Here is a 20833-nt window from a genome sequence, read left to right on the forward strand (position 1 = left end):
CCGCCGGTTTCTCCGGGCGGGAGTCCGTCCACGATCTCGCGAAGGGTTCGCATGCAGCAGCCAGCACGGTCCGCCGCCGACAGTCACGACGTGATCGAGGTACGCGGCGCCCGGGAGAACAATCTCGACTCCGTCTCGGTCGACATCCCGAAGCGTCGCCTGACCGTCTTCACCGGCGTCTCCGGATCCGGCAAGTCGTCGCTGGTCTTCGGCACCATCGCCGCCGAGTCGCAACGGATGATCAACGAGACGTACAGCGCGTTCCTCCAGTCGTTCATGCCCAACCTCTCCCGGCCGGACGTGGACTCGCTGCGCAACCTCACCCCGGCGATCGTGGTCGACCAGGAGCGGATGGGCGCCAACTCCCGCTCCACCGTCGGCACCGCCACCGACGCGTACGCGATGCTGCGCATCGTGTTCAGCCGGCTTGGCAGCCCGCACGTCGGCGGCGCCGGGGCGTTCAGCTTCAACCTGGCCGAGGGCATGTGCCCCGCCTGCGAGGGCCTGGGCCGGGTCTCCGACCTCGACGTCAACGAGCTCGTCGACGTGGAGAAGTCCCTCAACGACGGCGCCGTCACCGTGCCGAACTTCGCGGTCGACACCTGGTACTGGCAGACCATCGTCGGCTCGGGCCTGTTCGACCCGGACGTCAAGCTCCAGGACTTCACCCCGCAGCAGTGGGAGGACTTCCTGCACAAGCCGGCCACGAAGATCAAGGTGGGCAGCAACAACCTGACCTACGAGGGCCTGGTCGTCAAGGTGCGCCGGCTTTACCTGACCAAGGACCGCGAGTCGATGCAGGCGCACGTCAAGGCCTTCGTCGACCGGGCGGTCACCTTCACCACCTGTCCCGACTGCGACGGCACCCGACTCAACGCCGCCGCGCTCTCCTCCCGCATCGCCGGACGCGACATCGCCGAGTGCGCCGCCATGCAGATCAGCGACCTCGCCGCGTTCGTCCGGAGCATCGAGGACTCCTCGGTGGCCCCGTTGACCGGGAACCTGCGGGAGCTGCTGGACTCGCTGGTCGAGATCGGTCTGGGTTACCTCAGTCTCGACCGCGAGTCGGTCACCCTCTCCGGTGGCGAGGCGCAGCGGGTCAAGATGGTCCGGCACCTCGGGTCCAGCCTCTCCGACATCACGTACGTCTTCGACGAACCCACCGTCGGCCTACACCCGCACGACATCGCGCGGATGAACGACCTGCTGCTGCGCCTGAGGGACAAGGGCAACACCGTCCTCGTCGTCGAGCACAAGCCGGAGACCATCGCGATCGCCGACCACGTGATCGACCTCGGTCCGGGCGCGGGCACCGCCGGCGGACGGATCTGCTACACCGGCGACATCGCCGGGCTGCGCCGCAGCGACACCCGTACCGGCCGGCACCTCGACCACCGGGTACGCCTGCGCGAACAGGTCCGCACCCCCACCGGACACCTGGCCGTACGCCACGCCGACCTGCACAACCTGCGCGATGTCAGCGTGGACATCCCGCTCGGCGTGCTGACCGTCGTCACCGGGGTGGCCGGCTCGGGCAAGAGTTCGCTGGTGCACGGCTCACTGCACCGCCGCAACGGGGTGGTCGTGGTCGACCAGTCCCCGATCCGGGGTTCACGGCGCAGCAACCCGGCCACGTACACCGGCCTGCTCGACCCGGTACGCACCGCGTTCGCCAAGGCCAACGGGGTGAAGGCGGCACTGTTCAGCGCCAACTCCGAGGGCGCCTGCCCGACCTGCAAGGGCATCGGACTGGTCTACACCGACCTGGCGATGATGGCCGGTGTCGCCTCGGTCTGCGAGCGGTGCGAGGGTCGCCGCTTCACCGACGAGGTGCTGACCTACCGGCTGCGGGGCCGCACCATCAGCGAGGTGCTCGGCATGTCGGTCAGCGAGGCGCGGGACGTCTTCCCCGGCGGCGCCGCCCGGGTGGTCCTGGACCGGCTGGCCGACGTCGGGCTGATCTACCTCACCCTGGGCCAGCCGTTGAACACCCTCTCCGGCGGTGAACGACAGCGGCTCAAGCTGGCCATCCACATGGCCGACAAGGCCAGCACCTACGTGCTGGACGAGCCGACGACGGGCCTACACCTGGCCGACGTGGACCAGTTGCTGGCGCTGCTCGACCGGTTGGTGGACACCGGCAACACGGTCATCGTCATCGAGCACCACCAGGCGGTGATGGCGCATGCGGACTGGCTGATCGACCTGGGGCCGGGCGCAGGTCACGACGGCGGACGGGTCGTCTTCACCGGCACCCCCGCCGACCTGGTCGCGCACGGCGACACCCTCACCGCACGTCACCTGCGCGAGTACGTCGCCCGCTGACGGTCATCCCCCGCCCGACACCGTGGTGTCGGGCGGGGGATGACCGTCAGGCGGCGCAGCGTGACCACCCCTGCCTGCGCGGCCCAGCCCTGCGGCTCTCCGGTCACCCTCGTCTCACCACCGGCGCCCGGACTGGTCCGGGCGCTCCTGGTCCGTCACGGGCCGGTCGTCGGCCCAGGTGCTGCGGTAGATGGTGCCCCGTCCCTCCGGGTCGGGGGTTCCGGTCGACGCCGACTCGGCCACCGCAGAGGCGGTGTCGTTGGCACGCAGCCCGCCGGTCCGCCGGGAGCGCCGGATCCGGGTGATCACGAACCACACCAGCCCGGCCAGGCAGGCCACGATGACCACCTTCTGCAGGATGCTGGCATACCCCTCGACCAGGTGCCAGTTGTCGCCGAGCAGGTATCCGGCCAGCACGAAGGTGGTGTTCCAGATGAGGCTGCCCAGCGTGGTGTAGATCGTGAAGGTGAGCAGCGGCATCCGTTCCACGCCCGCCGGAATGGAGATCATGCTGCGGAAGATCGGGATCATCCGGCCGAAGAAGACGGCCTTGACGCCGTGTCGGAGGAACCACTCCTCGGTCCGGTCGACGTCGCTGAGCTTGACCAACGGCAGTTTGGCCGCGATCGCCCGGGTCCGTTCCCGCCCCAGCGCCGCACCGATCCAGTAGAGCGCCAGGGCGCCGACCAGCGACCCGAGGGTGGTCCAGAAGATCGCCCCGACCAGGCTCATCCGGCCCTGCGCGGCGACGAAGCCGGCGAGCGGCAGGATCACCTCGCTGGGAATCGGCGGGAAGAGGTTTTCCAACGCCACGGCCAGCCCCGCCCCTGGGGCGCCGAGTCGCTCCATCAGGTCGGTGACCAGGCCGACCAGACCGTCCTCGGGTGGCGCGGACTGGCCGACGACGTCGGCACCAGACGGAGCGTGCGGGGCGTGAACCATGGCCCACACGCTACGAACTGAAGCCGAGAGTCGCACAACCACCCGTCGATTGAGGACCGAGCGGATCCTAGAGTACCCGGAATGAGTGAAGCTTCAGCGCGCGGACCGCTGCGGATCGCCGTCGCCCAGCCGTCCTGCGTGGCCTACGACGTCGCGGCGAAGATGTGGGTCGGCCCGGTGGAGGCCCGACGGTTCACGCCCGGCCCGGAGGCGGTCGTGTTGTCCGTCGACGGCTGGCGGCTGGGCCTGGCGATCTGCAAGGACACCGGCGTGCCGGAGCACGTCGCGCGGACCTGCGCGCTCGGCGTCGACGTCTACGTCGCGTCGATCCTCGACCATGCCGCTGACGCGGCGGTCCCCGACGAGCGGGCGCTGCGGATCTCCACCACGCACCGGGTGGTGGTGGCGGTGGCGAGCTTCGCCGGTTCGACCGGCGGCGGCTACACCGAGGCCGCCGGACGGTCGGCGATCTGGGCACCCGACGGCGCGGTGCTGGTCCGGGCGACTTCGTCCGGGCCACGCTCACCTGAGACCGGTCAGTCGTCGTCCTCGTCGTCGAGTGAGTCCTCGATCTTGTCGAGCAGGCGTTCCAGGCGGTCGGCGACGTCGGCCGGGACCCGGTCGCGGTCGACCTCGTCGTCGAGGCGGTCGCGCAGCTTCTCGATGCGCTTCTCACGGTCCTCGGGCTTGCCGGTGGCGAGTTCGGTCAGGTCCTTGCGCAGCCGGTCGGCGACCTTGCGGTCGATGTCGCCGGTGAACTGCCCCTCGGTGAGCAACGCGATGAGCTCACCGGCGGTCTGCGGCATGCTCACCGGCTCGGGTCGGGTGGTCGACGGCGTGGCGCTGGGCCGGGGAGCGGCCGATGTGGGGGGTGGCGTGGAGGTCGGCGGCGGCGCGGCCGGCGCGGCGCTGGGCGTGGCTGCGGGCACCCCGTCGTCGCCGCCGCTCAGGGCGATCGCCGTGCCGATGCCGACCACCAGGGCCAGGCCGGTCGCGACCAGTGCGCCGACCGGCCGCCGGGGCCGCCGGGAACGCCCCGGCACCGGGCCGCCCCGAGCCGGACCGTACGTCGCCGATCCGGTGCGCGGCGGCCAGGGGGGCGGTGGCCACCTGGGCGGCCGTGCGCAGCGCCGACGGCCAGGGCAGCGGGCCGTCGGCCAGCCGATCGGCGAGGTTCTGCCCGTCGACGAGCTCCATGACCAGGAACGGCACCACGGTGCCACCGTCGAGGGTGGCTTCGCCGTAGTCGTACACCTGGGTGACGTGCGGGTGGGCCAGGCGTGCCGCGGCGCGGGCCTCGCGCCGGAGGGTGGCCCGCAGGTCCGGGTCGACGGCGAACGAACCGGCGAGGACCTTCACGGCGACCGGTCGGCCGAGGACCTCGTCGTCGGCCCGCCAGACCTCGGACATCCCGCCGAGGCCGATCCGGTCGTGCAGCACGTAGCGGTCGTGCAACCGCAGGCTGGGGGTGAAGGCTGACATCGGTTCCCAGTCTGCCTGGTGCACCGGCCCGCGCACGACCCGAGCGGCCTGGTGGGCGCCGTTCCGGAGGGATCCGGGCCGGCGCCCGACGGGGCGGTAGGGACCTGGAGCGAACCGTCCTATTGCCGGTCGCTGTTATCGGACGCAGCTGGTCGGACTGGGCAGCGGGGTCGGCTGGATCTGGTCGGCCAGCCGGCGCAAGGCCCCGGCGGTGAGTCGGCGGGCGGCGGCGAAGCGGGCAGTGCGGGGCGGATCGGGACGGATCGGCGCGTCCGGCCGCGCGGAGTTGACGTGGCGGGTGACTGCGTCGATGGCGGACACGAATCCGGTGGACTGTTCCATGGTCAACTCCTCGGGACAGGTCCGGAGCTGGTCCGGACGACGAGCGTGGTGGGCAGCAGGATCTGACCCGCGCGGGCGTCCGCGGGCGGTTCGAGGAGCAGTTCGGCGGCGGTGCGCCCCTTCTGCTCGGCAGGCTGGCGCACCGTGGTCAGGCCGACCGTGGCGGCCTCGGCGATGTCGTCGAAGCCGGTGACCGAGACCTGGCGCCCCCACTCCCCCTGCTCGCGCAACGCATCGAGCGCGCCGAAGGCGAGCACGTCGGAGGCGGCCAGTACCGCCGTGGGCGGCTCGGGCAGGGACGCCAACGCGGAGGTGGCGGCGGCCCCGGCGTCCCGGGTGTTGTCCCGGGCGGTGAGCACCGTCAGGTCGGACCAGGGCACGCCGGCCGTCGCGAAGGCGTCGGCGAAGCCGGCGAACCGGTCACGGGTGGTGGGGTGTGGCACGTCGGCCACGTCGGCCACCCGCAGCAGGTCGGACGCGGCGCGCGGCAGGACGTCGTGACCGAGCAGCGCGACCCGGCGGTGGCCGAGCTCGACCAGGTGCGCGGCCGCCGAGCGGGCTGCGGCCCGCTCGTCGATGCCGACCCACCGGTCGTCCGCGCCGGATCGCGCCGAGGTGGTGACGAAGGGCAGTCCACGGCCACGGATCGCGGCGAGGATCCCCTCCTCGTCGCCGACGCAGTAGACGCAGAACCCGTCCACGGCGGCGTTCTCCACCGCCCGCCGGGCCCCCGACGCGTCCGGCGGCAGCGGCACCAGCAGCAGGTTGCTGTCGTGCCGTTCGGCCGCCTCGGCGACGCCGGTGACGAACCGGACCGCGAAGGGGTCGGTGAACGCGTACGACAGCCGCGAGGTGAACAGGACGCCGATGGCGCCGACGACGCCACGACGCAGCGACCGGGCGGTCGGATCGGGCCCCGGGTAGCCCATCTGCCGGGCGGTCTCCAGGATGCGCTCCCGCAGCTCGGTGGAGAGCTGGTCGGGACGGCCGTAGGCGTTGGAGACGGTGCTTCGGGATACGCCGACCGCCTCGGCGACGGCCTTCAGGGTCGGTTTCATGCGACCCGCCCTTCTGGATCGATTCAGTAACTGGATCGATCCAGAGACTAGCCAGCAGTTCGCCAGGTGTCAATCCCGCCGTCGTGGGGCATCGGATCAACGGCTCAGGTGGGTCACCTGGGGTCGAGGTCGGCGATCATCCGTTCGAGGATCTCGGCCGTGCGCTCCGGCGGCTCGGCCTCGACACAGAGACGCTCCATGGCCACCGCATAGAAGTCGAGGTCATCGCGCTTGTCCAGGTAGATCGCGCTGGTCAACTGCTCGATGTAGACGATGTCCGGCAGGTCCTGGTCACCGAAGCGCAGGATGGTGAAGGCGCCACCCGCGGCGGCGTGCCCACCGGCGGCGAACGGGATGACCTGCACCCGGACGTTCGGCGTCTGGGTGGCCTTGAGCAGCGACTCCAGCTGGCCTCGCATCACCTGCGGGCCGCCGATCGGGCGGCGCAACGCCGCCTCGTCGACCACCGCCCAGAGCCGGGGCGGCTTAACCCGCTGCAGCACCTCCTGCCGGCGCATCCGCAGGTCGACCCGACGGTCGATCTCCGCCGGCGCGGCCTGGCCGTGCCCGAGCAACACGACGGCGCGGGCGTACTCGCGCGTCTGCAACAGGCCCGGCACGAACTGCACCTCGTAGCTGCGGATCAGCGCCGCCGCGGCCTCCAGGCCCAGGTACGACTGGAACCACGACGGGAGCACGTCGCCGTAGCGGTGCCACCAGCCCGGGTTGTTGGCGTCCCGGGCCAGCTTGAGCAGCGCGCCACGCTCCTGCTCGGCGGTGACGCCGTAGAGCGTGAGCAGGTCGGCGACGTCGCGTTCCTTGAACCCGACGCGACCCAGCTCCATCCGGCTGATCTTGGACTCGGAGGACCGGATCTCCCACCCGGCGTTCTCCCGGGTGACCCCGCGCGACTCACGCAACCGCCGCAGTTGGGCACCGAGCAGCATCCGCAGCACGGTCGGGCCCGCCGCCGGACCTTCGTCCGCGGAAACCATGGTCACCTGCCGTCCTCCGCACGCCGTCTCGTCGGCCGGACCGACGGACCGGTCCGACCGACGTGTAAGCATGCCATGAACCATCAGTGAGGTGAACCTCCATCCCGTGTGCGGCGATTCCCGCGTATGGGATGGAGGTTCAGCCGATCAGATGGTCGAAGTCCCCGTCCCGGGCGCCGAGCACGAACGCGGCGATCTCGTCCGCGGTGTAGATCAACGCCGGGCCCTCCGGGTGGCGGGAGTTACGTATGGCGATCCCCGCCCCCTCGGGAAGTTCCGCCAGCTCGACGCAATTTCCGCTGGGATTGCTGCGCCGACTCTTCTGCCAGGCGAGGGGAGGCAACTGGGCGACGGGTACGCCGTTGGGCGGCTGCTGCATGGTGGCGTCGGTTCTCTCCGGTAGGCGCCGGTGCCGTGGGAGGAGCGGTAGCGGCAAGAGGGATGGATTCAACTCATCTGCACGTGCATCTGCTATTGCATCTGCATTGGACAGCGAGCATGATAGCGCAAGTGAGCGGTGCCCATCCGCTCACTTTCTGTCACGCGATCCCGGCTTTCACCAGGGGAAACGAGGGCGTCTGGCACACGCCCGTCGGCCGGTCGCGGGACGCGCTCGCGGCGAAGGGAGAGGTGCGTGCCGGATCCGCTCACGGTCGCGTCCGGTATCTGCGCCGTCGGTGCCCTGCTCTCCTCCTGGCAGCTCGGGCGTCGGGCCGTACGAGCCGAGGCCGAGATCGGCCGCCTCCAGGCCGAACTCACCGCCGAGCGGCACGCCGCCAGCCACGACCCGCTGACCGGCCTGCCGAATCGGCGCGCCTTCTATCGTCTCGCCGCGACCCTGCTCACCGACGGCGCGGGCCGCCCGCTGGTCGCCGTGGTGCTCGACCTGGACGACTTCAAGCAGATCAACGACCGCCACGGGCATGCCGCCGGTGACCAGGTGCTGATCAGCGTCGCCGAGCGGCTGGCCACCTTCGCCGGAGACAACCTGGTCGCCCGGCTCGGTGGGGACGAGTTCGCCGGGCTGCTGGCCAGCCCCACAGTGGACCGTCGCTGGATCGATCACGCCACCCGGCGGCTCTGCGACATGCTCGCCGCACCGATCCCGCTGGGCACGGTCACCCTCCGGGTGACCGCCTCGGTCGGTCTGGCACCGGTGCAGGGTCAACAGCTCACCGAGGCACTCGACCGGGCCGACGCAGCGATGTACGAGGCCAAGGGGATCGGCGTGGGTCGCACCCGGCGCGCCCTGCACGACAGCGCCCATCTCGCCGAGTGCTGACCCGTCCCTTCGGTGCGTGGCCGGCCCGAGACGGGGTACTCACCCCGGATCAGGCGGAACGACGACCGGAGGGACGATCGTGGCGAGTATCCGGGCCCTGGTCCTCAACTGCACCCTCAAGCGCTCACCGGCGCCCTCCAGCTCGGAGGTGCTCGGGCGCGAGGTCCTCGACGCCCTCGCCGACCAGGGCGTCGAGGGCGACCTGGTCCGCGTCGTCGACCACGACGTACGGTTCGGCGTCTCCACGGACGAGGGCGACGGCGACGGCTGGCCGGACATCCGGACGAGGCTGCTCGCCGCACGGATCCTGGTGATCGCCACACCGATCTGGCTGGGCCAGCCGTCCAGCGTGTGCAAGATGGTCCTGGAACGGCTGGACGCCGAACTCAGCGAGACCGACGAGCAGGGCCGGCTGCTCACCTACGGCAAGGTCGGCGCGGTGGCGGTGGTCGGCAACGAGGACGGCGCGCACCACACCATCGGCCAGGTGCAGCAGGCCCTCAACGAGGTGGGTTTCACCTGCCCGGCAGCCGCCGCGACCTACTGGGTCGGTGAGGCCCTGCACAAGACCGACTACCGCGACGCCGGCCCGAAACCCGACACCACCGGCCGGACGACCTCGGCGCTGGCGCTCAACAGCGCCCACCTCGCCCGGCTGCTCGCCGAGCAGCCGTACCCGCCGCCGGACACCCGGCACGCGGCCACCGGCCCTCGCCCCGAATCAGGCTGAGCGCCGGAGGGAACGTCACTGCCAGCCGTACCCGGCGCGCAACGCCTGCCCGACCCGGTCGAAACGGGCCCGGTCCAGCACCGCACCCTCCCGCCGGATGCCGTCCTCCCGCATGGTCAGCACCCGGTCCAGCCGCACCCAACTGGGCCGCTTCTCCCGGTCCCACTCGCCGGGCCCGAGCGCCAGCCAGTGCCGCTCACCGTCCCGGTCGCTGCGGCTGGACAGCATCAGCGCGAACAGCGTCCGACTGTGCCGCCCGACCACCAGCACCGGGCGGTCCTTGCCCTGTCGGGGCTCGTCCTCGTAGGACACCCAGGTCCAGACGATCTCCCCCGGGTCGGCCTGGCCGTCCGGTTCCGGGGCGTACGACAGCACGCGGCGTTGCAACGCGGTCACCTGACGCGGTCGCGCGGTCTTCGCCGGGGTCGGCCCGGCACGCCGGGGACCCGGGATCACCGCGCCGACGCGGGCCGCCATACTCCTCAACAGACCTGCCACGGCGGCAGCCTATCCGCTGCCGTCGACCGCCTCACGGGCAGGGAGACGTCACCAGCTGTGGGTGCCGAGCCCGCCCAGGGCCCTGCGCCGGTTCGTGCCGGGGGCTGGCGGCCGGCCGCGTCACGGCAGGTTCTCGCCCGGTCCGCTCCGCGCGCTCCGCAGTTGGGCCACGAGGTGGCGGAACTCGTCCACGGTGACGGTCTCGCGCAGCGTGGCGAAGACCGCCTCCGTCCCGGCGGACGCCGTCGGTCCGTCGACGCCGGCCCGGTGGGCCACCCGACGCAGGAACTCCACCGGCCGGCTCGGCCCGGACCCCGTGGGCAGGTCACCGGTCAGCTCGTCCGGCAGGTACCCGGTGGGGTCGGCGGTCGTCGCCGCGCCCGCCATCCGCTCGACGACGGTGTCCAGCACCGCGCGGGCCACGGTGGCGGCCTGGTCGCTCGGCAGGCCCGACCGGCGCGACACCGCGGCGACGAATAGGGGAAACCGCACGGTGCCCTCCTGTCGTCAGCGCCGCGCCGATTACCCCGGCCTACCGCCGACAAACCGGCCGCCCCGCGCAGGCAGCCCACCCCGGATGTAAGGAAGGGTCCCCTGCTAACGCCTGGTGTATAGCAGGGGACCCTTCCTTACATCCCGGCCCGCATTCCGGCGAGGCTTCAGCCCACCAGGTCTGCCGGCTGGGCCACGGTCGACGGCAGCCGCCCTTCCGGGGCGGTGGTCTCCGGTGTCCGGGGCGAGCGGGCCTCACGCCAGCACGCCGCCCGCCGCGCGTCCACGGTGTAGCAGAGTTCCCGTGGCGCCTCCGGCCGCCCGTCCACCCGGGCGAACGGAAGTCCTCGGCCCGCGTAGTCGTAGTGCGCCTTCAACAGCCGGGTCAGACCGGCCATCGCCCCGACGATCTTCTTGCGCGGTCGCCCGGTCGCCTGCGCCAGGTCCTGCACCGTGAACATCCGGTCGGGGGCGGCGGCGAGCGCGTCGAGCACCGCGGCCACCGTCCGGTGGGTGGCGCTGCGGCCCTGGCTGAGCCGGCGCAGGTCCTCGACCGTCCAGTCGGCCGCGGGTGGACCCGGCGTCGGCTCGACCCGGGCGCGCGGCGGGCTCGACCGCTGCCCGGCGTCGAGCTCGGCCAGCAGACGCGCGACGTGCGGCACGTACGCCAGCGGCACCGCCACCAGGACCATCCCGTCCGGCGCCGCCCCCGGCTGCGGGACCGGCGCGGCGACACCCGGCGCCCACCCGGCCCGGGGCGGGTAGGACGGCTGTGCCGGGGCGTTCACGAGGTCGGTCGAGCGGCCGGGGCCACGGCGGGCACGAACCGGTAGCCCAGGCCGCGTACGGTCACGATCACCGGGGGTTGGTCGCCGTCGAGGGCGAGACGTCGGCGCAGTCGCTTGATGTGCACGGTCAGCGTGTTGGAGGTGTCGTCGGGAACCCCACCCCAGACGGCGGTGAGCAGCTGCTCCCGGGTGACCGTACGCTCGGCGTGGCTCATGAAGAAGTAGAGCAGCTTGAACTCCTTCAACGGCAGGGCGACTGATCGGCCGTGCAGGCTCACCTCGAACGTCGCCGGGTCCACCCGTAACCCACCGAGTTCGATCGGCGGGTCGAGCGCGCCGGAGGTGTCCGGGCGGATGGCCCGCAGGATCGGCAGCACCTCCTCGGCCCGGTACGGACGCCGGACGCCGGCGGTGGCACCCGCCTTGAGCGCCGCCACGGCCACGCCCCCGTCGTCGTCGCCCACCCCGACCACGGTCGGGATGCCGGCCCGACCGGCCAGCAGCCGCACCAGATCCGCACTGCTCATGGTGGCCAGTCCGGCGGCGACCACGGCGGCGTCCGGTTGCAGGGCGCCGGTGGCCAGCAGGGCCTCCGCTGCGTGCGGGAAGTGGTGCCCGCGTACCCGGTGGTCGGCGAGCTCCGCGACCAGCGCGGCGCCCACGCTCTCGTCGTCGTCCACCACGAGCAGCACGAATCGCCCGTCGGCTCGGTGGTCACCCCTGGTGGCCTCGACGAGGATGTTCATCGCACACCGGCTCCGGTTCAGGTTCGGGCCCGGCGCGACGTCGACACGCCGCGCAGGATGGTCCGCCGCACGGCAGGACGGCGTGCGGCCCGCCGTCGCACCGCCGCTGCGGCTCAGCCGAAGCGGCCGGTGATGTAGTCCTCCGTCCGCTTGTCGGCGGGGTTGGTGAACAGCTTGCCGGTCTGGCTGAACTCGACCAGTCGGCCGTGCCGTACCTGCTTGTCGTCCACCTCGGCGGTGAAGAACGCGGTGTAGTGGCTGACCCGGGCGGCCTGCTGCATGTTGTGTGTGACGATGACGATGGTGTAGTCGCTCGCCAGCTCGAACATCAGGTCCTCGATCTTCGCGGTGGCGATCGGGTCGAGCGCCGAGCAGGGCTCGTCCATGAGGATCACCTCGGGCTTGACCGCGATGGTCCGGGCGATGCACAGCCGCTGCTGCTGACCGCCGGAGAGCGCCAGGGCGCTCTTGCGCAGCTTGTCCTTGACCTCGTCCCAGAGCGCGGCCCGGGTCAGCGCCTCCTCGACGTGGTCGTCGAGCCGGCCCTTGATGTCGTTGATCCGCAGCCCGTACGCGACGTTGTCGAAGATGGACTTGGGGAACGGGTTGGGCTTCTGGAAGACCATCCCGATCCGGCGGCGGACCTGGATCGGGTCGACCTCCTTGGCGTACAGGTTCTGGCCGTGGAAGAGCACCTCGCCACCGACCCGGGCACCGGGGATCGGGTCGTTCATCCGGTTGAGCGCCCGCAGCACCGTCGACTTGCCGCAGCCCGACGGCCCGATCATCGCGGTGACCTGGTTCTGCTGGATCGGCATCGAGGTGCCCCGAACGGCCTCGTAGCTGCCGTAGAAGACGCTGACGTCGTTGAGCTGCATCACCGGGGCGGTCGACGGCACGCTCCCCGAAGCGGTGCTGCCGGCGGCCTGCACCGCGACGGACGGCCGGGTGGTGAGTTCGGTGTCGTTACTGGCCATGTCAGCGCTCCTTGATGGCGAACCGGCTTGCGATGAGTCGGGCGATGATCGTGAAGCCGAGCACGATCACGATGAGCGTCAGGGCGGCACCCCAGGCCCGGGACTGGGCCGCCTCGAAGGGTTGGCTGGCGTTGCGGAAGATCTGCGCCGGCAGCGCGGTGTTGGTGCCGTCGAAGAGGTTCCAGTTCGGCGCGAAGACGATGCCGGTGACGATGACGATGGGGGCGGTCTCACCGGCCGCCCGGGCCACCGCCAGCAGCGAGCCGCTGGTGATGCCGGAGATCGCCGCCGGCAACACGACGGTGAGCGTGGTACGCCACTTGCGGGCGCCCAACGCCATGCTCGCCTGGCGCAGTTCCTCGGGGACCAACCGGAGCATCTCCTCGCTGCTGCGGATCACCACCGGCAACATCAGGCAGGCCAGCGCCAGCGAGCCGGCGAAACCGGTCTGCTTGCCGATCATCAGTACCCAGGCGATGTAGATGAACACGCCCATCACGATCGACGGCACACCGGTCATCACGTCGGCCATCAACCGGATGACCCGGGCCAGCGGCTTCTGCTTGCCGTACTCGTTGAGGTAGATCGCGCCGAAGACGCCGAGCGGGATCGCCATCAGCGCCGCCATGCCGGTGATGGTCAGCGTGCCGACGATCGCCGCGGACATGCCACCGCCGTCGCGGCGGTAGGAGTTGGGGATGTCCTCGGTCAGGAAGGACAGGCTCATCACCCCGGAGCCCTTGACGATGACCTCGTACGTCACCAGGGCGAGCGGGACGACCGCGAGCAGCACGGCCGCCCAGATGGCCGCCGTGGCGAGGTGGTTGCGGAACCGCCGACGGCCGGACAGGGCCGACCGGGTGAGGTCGGGCCCGCCGGCTGCGGCCCGGGGGGCCGGAGGTGCGGTGACGGTCATTACCTGCTTCCCTTCATCCGCGCCTCGGCCCGGCGGACGACCACCTGGGCGAGCACGTTGATCAGTACCGTCATCGCGAACAGCACCACACCGAGGCCGATCAGCGCGGCGGTGTAGGTGCCGGTGGACTCGCCGAACTGCTGCACGATGACCGCGGCCATGGTGTTGCCGGAGGCGAACAGGTTGGCGGTGATGTTGGTCGAGCCGCCGATGACGAGGGCCACCGCGATGGTCTCCCCCATCGCCCGGCCCAGGCCGAGCATCACCGCACCGACGACGCCGCCGAAGCTGTGCGGGAAGACCGCGCCCCAGATCATCTCCCAGCGGGTCGCGCCGAGCGCCAGGGCGGCGTCCTTGTCGGCGCGCGGGACGGTGCCGAACACCTCACGGGTGATCGAGGTGATGATCGGCGTCACCATGATCGCCAGGATGATGCCGGCGGTCATGAAGTTGCGACCGGTGCTGACCGGGCCGAAAAGGCTGCCGAGCACCGGTACGCCGCCAACGAGGTTGTGGATCCCCTGGTAGACCGGGACCAGCGCCGGCGCGACGACCAGGATGCCCCACAGGCCGAAGACCACCGACGGCACGGCGGCCAGCAGGTCGATCACGGTCACCGCCGGGGCGCGCAGCCGGCGCGGCGCCAACTCGGTGAGGAACAGCGCGATGCCGACCGAGACCGGCACCGCGAACAGCAGGGCGATCAGCGACGAGACGGCGGTGCCGTACGCGAACGACAGCGCACCGAAGATGGCGTCGCCGGTCGCCGGGTTCGGGTCCCAGACCCGCTCGGTGATGAAGCGCAGCCCCATCGCGTCGAACGCCGGCCACGCCTCGGTCACGGTGGTGATGAGGATCAGCCCGAGGACGGCCAGCACGAGCAGGCCGGTGCCGAGCGTCCACCAGGAGAAGACACGATCACCGAGGGCGCTGGAGCCGCGTTGGGCCAGCGTCGGCCGAGGGTCGGGGGACTTGGTCGTCAAGGTCATCTTCACTCCAGCTCAGGTGCCCCTGGCGGGGACGGGATCGGTGTCGATCCCGTCCCCGGATGGAACGCCCAGCGATCTTGGATTGATCAGCCCTGGATCTTCTCGACCTGGGCCAGCGCCTTCTCCTTGAGGGAGGCCGGCAGCGGCGCGAAGTCGATCTCCGGAGCCAGTTCCTGGCCCTCGTTGAGCAGGTAGGTGAGGAAGCCCTTGACCAGCTCGGCCTTTGCGGCGTCGCCGTACGAGGTCTTGACGATGATGAAGGTCGGTGCGGTGATCGGGTAGGCGCTGGCACCGGCCGCGTCCAGCGGGTTGTAGCTCAGGTCCGCCTCGATCGCGGCGCCCTCCAGGCCGGCGGTGGTGCCCTCGATCGACGGCGCGACGAACTGGCCGTCCTTGTTCTTGATGGCGGCGAAGGTGAGCTGGGTGGCCTTCGCGTCGCTCAGGTCGACGTAGCCCACGGCGCCGTTGGTCTGCTTGACGATCTGGGCGACGCCGGTGTTCTTCTCACCGCCCTGGGTGCTGGCCGGCCAGGCCACCGTGTCACCGCTGCCCAGCTTCCAGGTGGAGCCGGCGGCGGCCGCCAGGTACTTGGTGAAGTTGTTCGTGGTGCCGGAGCCGTCCGAGCGGTGCGCGACGACGATCGGCGTGTTGGGCAGTTCGACGCCCGGGTTGTCGGCCTTGATCGCGGCGTCGTCCCAGGTCTTGATGTCGGTCTGGAAGATCTTGGCGAGCGTCTCCGCGCTGAGCTGGAGCTTGTCCACGCCCTGCAGGTTGTAGGAGACCGTGATCGGCGCCGCGACCGTGGGCACGTAGAGGAACGAGTCGGCGGTCACACCGTCGGTGTCCTTCACCAGGCTGTCGGTGCCGGCGAAGTCGACCAGGCCCTCACCGAACTGCTTCTTGCCGGTGCCGGAGCCGGTCGCGTTGTAGGTGACCGTGACGTTGGAGGCAACGCCCTTGAACTCCTCGATGACCTCTTGGTAATAGGCGTCCGGGAAGCTGGCGCCGGAGGCGTTCAACGCGCCGGACAGGTTCGCGTAGGCGCTGTCGCCGCCGCTTCCGCCCGGCTCCGTGCTGTTGTCATTGCTACCACAGCCGGTAAGCGCGAGCGCGGCAAGCGCGACGCCGGCGAGGACGCGCCGCGAAAGCACGTTGCGGTTCACCAGGTAAGCCTCTCTATCGGGGTGCATCAGCCCGTCCGGGCCGTACGCGAGTCAAGGTAGGAGGCCCAGGTAGCCGGACTCCCGGACCCAGGTGAACGAAAAGTGAACTTGGCGGCTCGGCCGGTGGCCGGACCGGAGTCGGGATGTGACGTTCGGCCCGCGAGTGTGCCGGATGCCCGGAATGGGACCCCGCTACAGGCGGATCGTGCCCGTCGTCAGGTAGACCACCTGCCGCGCCACGTTGACCGCCTGGTCGGCGTACCGCTCGTAGTAGCGGCCGACCAGCGCCAGGTCGATGGCGGACTCCACCCCGTACGGCCAGCCGGCCACGAGCTGCGACAACAACCGCTCCTGGGCGGCGTCGACCTCGTCGTCGTCGAGCCCGAGCTGCATCGCGGCCAACCGGTCGCGGGTGGCGAGTACGACGGCGGTCTTGTCGGCGATCCGGGCCGCCGCGTCGGCCATCTCGGTCATCACCGGGACCGCCGGTTCCGGGACCACGCCCACCGGATACCGCATCAGGACCACCTTGGCGACGTGCACCGCGAGGTCACCCATCCGCTCCAGGGCGCCGGCGATTCGCAACGCGCACACCACCAGCCGCAGGTCGGAGGCGACCGGCTGGTGCCGGACCAGCACCTGCGGAATCATCGCCTCGACCTCGGCGCGCCGCTGATCGAGCACCGGGTCGGCGGCGATCACCGCGTCGGCGGCACCCCGATCGACGCCGAGCAGGGCGGCGCTGGCACCCCGGATCGCCGCGCTGGCGTCCCGACTCATCGCGGCCAGCACGCCGGTGAGTCGGTCGAGCTGCTCGTCGTAGCTGTCCCGGCTCATCGCGCCCCTCCGTCCGTCCAGGCCGTTCCACCCGCCGGTGCACGTCACCGCCGTGCCGGGGCTGGGCCCGGCCCGGCCCGCAAAGCTACCTGCCGCGTGCATCCCGGTGCCCGGCCTCGGCCCCGAGACCGGTCAGTCGGCCAGCACGTCCAGCAGTAGTGCCGCCGTCCACCCGAAACCCGCCGAGCCGAGACCGGCTCCGGTCTCCGGGTGGAAGTACTCGTGACAACCGGCGGTCTCGGCCAGCCCGATCATCGACGCCCGCAGACCGGCGGCGAGCCGGTCCTGCCCGTGCGCCAGCAGACCGCGCCGCACCAGCCAGTCGACGTTCATCCAACTCGGACCGCGCCAGTAGCGCAGTGGCTCGAAGTCGGCGGAGGTGCGGTCGTGGCTGGGCAGCGGCCGGTCCATCCGCTCGGCCAGACCGAAGCGCGCCGAAGTGGCCTCCACCAGCACCGCCTCAACCTGCCGCGGCGGCAGATCCGGCAGGATCAGCGGAGCCAGCCCCAGCACCGTACGGGCCGGGGTCAGCCGACCGGTCCGCAGGTCGCGGGGACGGAACGTGCCGGCGACCGGGTCGTACAGCCGGTCCACCACCGCCGCGGTGATCCGGGCCGCGTGCTCCCGGTGCGGTCCCGGGTCGGCGTCGACCTCGGCTGCGATCCGGGCCAACGCGTGCTCGGCGACGCCCATCGCGGCGTTGAACAGCGGACACTCCACCAGGAACGGATGCCGGTCGGCCAGCCCCTCGTCGCGGTAACCCGCCGCCCGGTAGGCGGTGACGACGGCGACGTACCGCGCGTAGTCCAGGTCGGTGGGCCGGTGCGCGGCGGCGGCGTGCACGATGTCGGCTCGCCGGTACGCCCGCATGATCGACGCCTCGGCGGGTACCGCGGCCAACGGGTCGTCCCAGGCCGGACTGTTGTCCAGACCGGACTCCCACGGGTGTACGACGGCGGCCAGCCCGGCACCACCGACGTCCCGGTGCACGCGGAGGTAGCGTTGCTGCGCCACCAGCCGGGGATAGAGCCGGCGCAACGCGTCCCGCGCCTGCGGCGAGGGGGCCCGCTCGTAGGCGTGCCAGGCGGCCAGCGCGTGCACCGGCGGCTGGACCAGCCCCGAGGTGGCCACCGGTGGCGTTCCCTCGACCTCGGTCGAGGCCCAGAACACCGGACCCGGGAAGTACGCGCCGCCCGGCGCCGCCGGATTGAACACGATGTGCGGCACCCGGCCGTCACGCCACTGGGCGTCGAACAGGCTGGACAGCTCCGACCAGGCCCGCTCGGGGCGGACATGGGCCCAGCCGATCGCGATGAACGCCGAGTCCCAACTCCACTGGTGCGGATAGAGGGTGCGCGACGGGACGGTGTGGTCGTGCTCCCAGTTGGCGTCCAGAGTGGCCCGCGCCGCCTGCCACAGCCGGGCGTACCGCCCGTCGGCCGGGCGGGCCGCCGCCGGGCTCGGATCGGCCGACGGAACTGTCCGGTTAACCATGTGTCACATCCAGGTAGCGCTACGTTCCTCGCTAGGCTAGACGATCGTGGCATCAGCCACTGCGCACGGGGGCGCGCGAGCGACTCGACGCGAAGGAGCCCATCGATGCAGCAGGGACCCACGGGCACCGAGGGTGCTGACTACACCCAGCGGTTGCGGCGGCTCAGTGGCGCACGGTGGAAGCAACTCCTGGACGTGCAGGCGCCGTACCGGTGGAACCTGCGGCGACTCGGCCTCGGCCGCACCCTCGACGTCGGGTCCGGTCTGGGCCGCAACCTGGTCAACCTGGGGGCCGGGGCGGTCGGCGTGGACCACAACCCGACCTCGGTGGCGTACACCCGCTCGCGGGGGCTGGAGGCGTACACCACGGAGGAGTTCCTCCGCAGCGAACACGCGCGTCCGGACGCGTTCGACTCCATGCTCGCCGCGCATCTGCTCGAACACATGCCAGCCGAGCAGGCCCGCGAGGTGGTCGCGTCGTACCTGCCGTTCGTCCGCTCCGGCGGCCGGGCCGTCTTCATCACCCCGCAGGAGCGCGGGTACGACAGCGACGCGTCGCACGTCCGGTTCGTCGGCTTCGCCGAGGCGGCCGACACCTGCCGGGAGCTCGGGCTGACGATGTTGCGGCAGTACTCCTTCCCGTTCCCCCGGATCGCGGGGCGGGCGTTCACGTACAACGAGTTCGTGACCGTCGCCCGGCTGCCCTGAGGCCGCCGGATACCGTGGGGCGCATGGGCAACCCGACCCGGTGGGCCACCGAGACCGGCCCCGAGCACTCCCAGTGGTACGTCGACCGGTTCCGCCGCATGGCGGCCGACGGGGTCGACCTGGCCGGGGAGACCCGGTTGCTGGACACGCTGGTGCCGCCGGGCTCCCGGATCCTCGACGCCGGCTGCGGCACCGGTCGGGTCGGCGCCCAGCTCGCCGCCCGGGGCCACACCGTGGTCGGTGTGGACGCCGATCCGGTCCTGGTGGACGCGGCCCACGCCGACCACCCGGGGCCGCGTTGGCTGGTCGCCGACCTGACCGAGCTGGACCTGGCGGCGGCCGGTGAGCCCGAGCCCTTCGACGCGGCCGTGCTGGCCGGCAACGTGATGGCCTTCGTGGCGGCGGGCACCGAGGGCGCGGTGCTCCGACGCGTCGCCGCGCACCTGCGCCCGGACGGGGTGATGGCGGTCGGCTTCGGCACCGACCGGGGCTACCCGCTGGCCGACTTCGACGCCGACGTGGTCGGTGCCGGACTGCGCCTGGAACACCGCTTCGCGACCTGGGACCTCCGGCCGTGGCACGACGACGCCGACTTCGCCGTCACCATCCTGCGCCGCCCTCAGATGTAAGGAAGGGACCCTTCCTATGCACCAGGAGTTAGTAGGGGACCCTTCCTTACATCAGGGGGTGGCGGCCTGGCGGGCTGCCTCGGGGTCCAGGGGCGCTCCGGCGGGGATCAGATCGACCACGCCTGCGGGTAGCCGGACCGGGCGCACCTCGCCGTAGCCGAGCATGGCCGCCACGGCGGCGTCGGCCAGGACGTACCGCCGGCCGAGGTCGGTGACCAGCGAGATCGCCCCGCCGGTCGCGCCGGGCGTGGCGACCGATTCGACCACGGCCCCGCGCCCCGGTCCCACCAGCACCTGGTCGGCCACCTGGCCGGTCGGGCGGCTCTGCGGCGGCGGCGCGACGACCGGCTCCGGCAGGTCCACACCGAGCAGCAGTTCGACCGGGCCGGTGTCGTCGCCGACCCGTACGCAGAGCGTCGCGGCGTCCCCGGCGGCCAGCCGGGGCGGTACCTCCGGTGGTGCGCCGGGACCGGTCGGGGCGAGGTCGTCGAGCTGGGGCAGCGTGGCGAATCGCCCGAGGCTGATCTGGTCCGGCTCGCGCTGGCCGGTCCGGGCCAGCAACAGGGCGGCCTGCAACTCGGTGATGCCGGCCAGGCCGTCGCGCAGCACCACCGCGTACTGTCGTCCGCCGCCGGGGTTGCGCACCACCAGCACGTCGCCGACCCGCGCGCCCGAGACCTCCACGGATCGGTCGCCGAGGCCGGGCACCTGCAACGGCTTCAGGTCGGCACCGGCCGGGACGGCGTTGAGCAGGGCCGCGGCGACGGGGACGGCCCGCGCCCGGGTCACCGCCAGCGCGGCCAGCACCCGGTCGGTGTCCCGGACCAGGTGCCGTCGCTGCTGCCAGAGCAGATGCAACGCGCCGTCGGGGGCGCGCAGCAGCAGGGCGTACGCGCCGAGAGGTCGACTGCCGTCGGCGCCGGGACCGACCAGCAGCACCGACCGTGGCCGTCCGGGGCCGGACGGGGCCACGGTCGAGGAGCAGACCGTCCACGGCGCGGTAATGAGCCGTCCGGTGTCCGGCAGCGAGTCGGGTACGTCGCTGATGCCCAGCGGTACGCCACGCGGCACCCCGTCGAGCGACCGGCGTGACACCAGCACGGTCGTCGGCCGGTCCGCACCGACGATGAGCAGCGCCGAGGTGTAGTTGCGCACCGGGTGCAGCCGCTGTTCACGGTAGACGAACCGGGCTCCGGACTCCTTCTCGACGATGACGGCGGCGGTGTCCCGCCACGTCGCGCCGCCGCCGGTGAACAGGCCGTAGAGGGCGAACGCGCCCAACCCGACGACCGCCACCAGGACGCTGGCCAGGGCGGCACCGGCGAGCCGCCGCATCGGGGAGTGCGCCGGGTCGGTCTCGCGCATCACCAGTGCCGCCACCACCCGCTGGAGGGTGAACTGGTATGAGTGGAGCTGGTCCTGCCGCGACGGCATGCGATC

The 20833-nt window shown here is 71.8% G+C and carries 23 protein-coding genes and 1 pseudogene; 6 read left to right on the forward strand and 18 right to left on the reverse strand.

The window, feature by feature from the left end; all coding sequences use genetic code 11:
- Window positions 1–51: 51 nt before the first annotated feature.
- Window positions 52–2325 (forward strand): ATP-binding cassette domain-containing protein, encoded by a 2274-nt coding sequence (locus tag ID554_RS29305; RefSeq protein ID WP_117227703.1) that lies wholly within the window; start codon window positions 52–54, stop codon window positions 2323–2325.
- A 114-nt stretch (window positions 2326–2439) separates the two neighbouring features.
- Here the strand turns inward: ID554_RS29305 and ID554_RS29310 are convergent, their stop codons facing one another.
- A complete protein-coding gene (locus ID554_RS29310; protein ID WP_117227704.1) occupies window positions 2440–3267 on the reverse strand; it encodes a DedA family protein in 828 nt (275 codons plus the stop codon).
- Window positions 3268–3429: 162 nt separating this feature from the next.
- On the opposite strand from ID554_RS29310, the pseudogene ID554_RS29315 reads away from it, so the two are divergent.
- A pseudogene (locus ID554_RS29315) lies at window positions 3430–3762 on the forward strand (nitrilase-related carbon-nitrogen hydrolase); the annotation flags it as partial.
- Window positions 3763–3803: 41 nt separating this feature from the next.
- On the opposite strand, the gene ID554_RS32195 reads toward ID554_RS29315, so the two are convergent.
- From ID554_RS32195 to ID554_RS29340, 6 genes are all read right to left on the reverse strand, one after another.
- Window positions 3804–4073: a hypothetical protein gene (locus tag ID554_RS32195; RefSeq protein ID WP_117227705.1), complete on the reverse strand. Its 270-nt coding sequence runs from the start codon at window positions 4071–4073 to the stop codon at window positions 3804–3806.
- A complete protein-coding gene (locus tag ID554_RS29320; RefSeq protein ID WP_117227752.1) occupies window positions 4054–4749 on the reverse strand; it encodes a protein kinase domain-containing protein in 696 nt (231 codons plus the stop codon). The genes ID554_RS32195 and ID554_RS29320 overlap by 20 nt, the downstream gene beginning before the upstream one ends.
- Before the next feature lie 135 nt (window positions 4750–4884).
- Window positions 4885–5091, reverse strand: a complete 207-nt coding sequence (locus tag ID554_RS29325; RefSeq protein WP_117227706.1) for a hypothetical protein — start codon at window positions 5089–5091, stop codon at window positions 4885–4887.
- Between the two features lie 2 nt (window positions 5092–5093).
- Window positions 5094–6149: a LacI family DNA-binding transcriptional regulator gene (locus ID554_RS29330; RefSeq protein ID WP_117227707.1), complete on the reverse strand. Its 1056-nt coding sequence runs from the start codon at window positions 6147–6149 to the stop codon at window positions 5094–5096.
- 113 nt (window positions 6150–6262) lie between these two features.
- Window positions 6263–7144: a helix-turn-helix domain-containing protein gene (locus ID554_RS29335; RefSeq protein WP_396888575.1), complete on the reverse strand. Its 882-nt coding sequence runs from the start codon at window positions 7142–7144 to the stop codon at window positions 6263–6265.
- Between the two features lie 139 nt (window positions 7145–7283).
- A complete protein-coding gene (locus tag ID554_RS29340; RefSeq protein ID WP_117227708.1) occupies window positions 7284–7523 on the reverse strand; it encodes a DUF397 domain-containing protein in 240 nt (79 codons plus the stop codon).
- 255 nt (window positions 7524–7778) lie between these two features.
- On the opposite strand from ID554_RS29340, the gene ID554_RS29345 reads away from it, so the two are divergent.
- Window positions 7779–8426, forward strand: a complete 648-nt coding sequence (locus ID554_RS29345) for a GGDEF domain-containing protein (RefSeq protein WP_117227709.1) — start codon at window positions 7779–7781, stop codon at window positions 8424–8426.
- 79 nt (window positions 8427–8505) lie between these two features.
- Entirely contained in the window at window positions 8506–9156 is a 651-nt protein-coding gene (locus tag ID554_RS29350; RefSeq protein ID WP_117227710.1) for a flavodoxin family protein, read from the forward strand.
- A 15-nt stretch (window positions 9157–9171) separates the two neighbouring features.
- Here ID554_RS29350 and ID554_RS29355 read toward each other — a convergent pair whose 3' ends face one another.
- The 10 genes from ID554_RS29355 to ID554_RS29400 form a co-directional block, all read right to left on the reverse strand.
- On the reverse strand, window positions 9172–9654 hold the full coding sequence (locus ID554_RS29355) for a type II toxin-antitoxin system PemK/MazF family toxin (RefSeq protein ID WP_117227711.1): 483 nt from the start codon (window positions 9652–9654) through the stop codon (window positions 9172–9174).
- A gap of 120 nt (window positions 9655–9774) precedes the next feature.
- Window positions 9775–10146 carry a DUF2267 domain-containing protein gene (locus ID554_RS29360; RefSeq protein WP_117227712.1) on the reverse strand — a complete coding sequence of 124 codons (372 nt, stop codon included), beginning with the start codon at window positions 10144–10146 and terminating at the stop codon, window positions 9775–9777.
- 167 nt (window positions 10147–10313) lie between these two features.
- Window positions 10314–10934, reverse strand: a complete 621-nt coding sequence (locus tag ID554_RS29365) for a hypothetical protein (RefSeq protein WP_191088659.1) — start codon at window positions 10932–10934, stop codon at window positions 10314–10316.
- Window positions 10931–11680, reverse strand: a complete 750-nt coding sequence (locus ID554_RS29370; RefSeq protein WP_117227713.1) for a response regulator transcription factor — start codon at window positions 11678–11680, stop codon at window positions 10931–10933. The genes ID554_RS29365 and ID554_RS29370 overlap by 4 nt, the downstream gene beginning before the upstream one ends.
- A 113-nt stretch (window positions 11681–11793) precedes the next feature.
- On the reverse strand, window positions 11794–12657 hold the full coding sequence (gene pstB / locus ID554_RS29375) for a phosphate ABC transporter ATP-binding protein PstB (protein WP_117227714.1): 864 nt from the start codon (window positions 12655–12657) through the stop codon (window positions 11794–11796).
- Between the two features lies 1 nt (window position 12658).
- Window positions 12659–13573: a phosphate ABC transporter permease PstA gene (pstA, locus tag ID554_RS29380; protein ID WP_117227715.1), complete on the reverse strand. Its 915-nt coding sequence runs from the start codon at window positions 13571–13573 to the stop codon at window positions 12659–12661.
- Entirely contained in the window at window positions 13573–14562 is a 990-nt protein-coding gene (pstC, locus tag ID554_RS29385) for a phosphate ABC transporter permease subunit PstC (protein ID WP_223884331.1), read from the reverse strand. Before pstC ends, pstA begins: the two co-directional genes overlap by 1 nt.
- A gap of 86 nt (window positions 14563–14648) precedes the next feature.
- Window positions 14649–15725, reverse strand: coding sequence for a phosphate ABC transporter substrate-binding protein PstS (gene pstS, locus ID554_RS29390; protein WP_117227717.1), 1077 nt, complete (start codon window positions 15723–15725; stop codon window positions 14649–14651).
- 192 nt (window positions 15726–15917) lie between these two features.
- Window positions 15918–16562 carry a phosphate signaling complex protein PhoU gene (gene phoU / locus ID554_RS29395; RefSeq protein WP_117227718.1) on the reverse strand — a complete coding sequence of 215 codons (645 nt, stop codon included), beginning with the start codon at window positions 16560–16562 and terminating at the stop codon, window positions 15918–15920.
- A gap of 132 nt (window positions 16563–16694) precedes the next feature.
- Window positions 16695–18056: an MGH1-like glycoside hydrolase domain-containing protein gene (locus ID554_RS29400; protein ID WP_223884332.1), complete on the reverse strand. Its 1362-nt coding sequence runs from the start codon at window positions 18054–18056 to the stop codon at window positions 16695–16697.
- A gap of 105 nt (window positions 18057–18161) precedes the next feature.
- On the opposite strand from ID554_RS29400, the gene ID554_RS29405 reads away from it, so the two are divergent.
- Together ID554_RS29405 and ID554_RS29410 are read left to right on the forward strand one after the other, a co-directional pair.
- Window positions 18162–18764 carry a class I SAM-dependent methyltransferase gene (locus ID554_RS29405; protein ID WP_117227719.1) on the forward strand — a complete coding sequence of 201 codons (603 nt, stop codon included), beginning with the start codon at window positions 18162–18164 and terminating at the stop codon, window positions 18762–18764.
- 23 nt (window positions 18765–18787) lie between these two features.
- Entirely contained in the window at window positions 18788–19393 is a 606-nt protein-coding gene (locus ID554_RS29410) for a class I SAM-dependent methyltransferase (RefSeq protein ID WP_117227720.1), read from the forward strand.
- Between the two features lie 51 nt (window positions 19394–19444).
- On the opposite strand, the gene eccB is transcribed toward ID554_RS29410, so the two are convergent.
- Window positions 19445–20827 (reverse strand): type VII secretion protein EccB, encoded by a 1383-nt coding sequence (gene eccB, locus ID554_RS29415; protein WP_117227721.1) that lies wholly within the window; start codon window positions 20825–20827, stop codon window positions 19445–19447.
- Window positions 20828–20833 lie beyond the last annotated feature (6 nt).

This window comes from Micromonospora craniellae, assembly GCF_014764405.1.
Taxonomy (GTDB): domain Bacteria; phylum Actinomycetota; class Actinomycetes; order Mycobacteriales; family Micromonosporaceae; genus Micromonospora; species Micromonospora craniellae.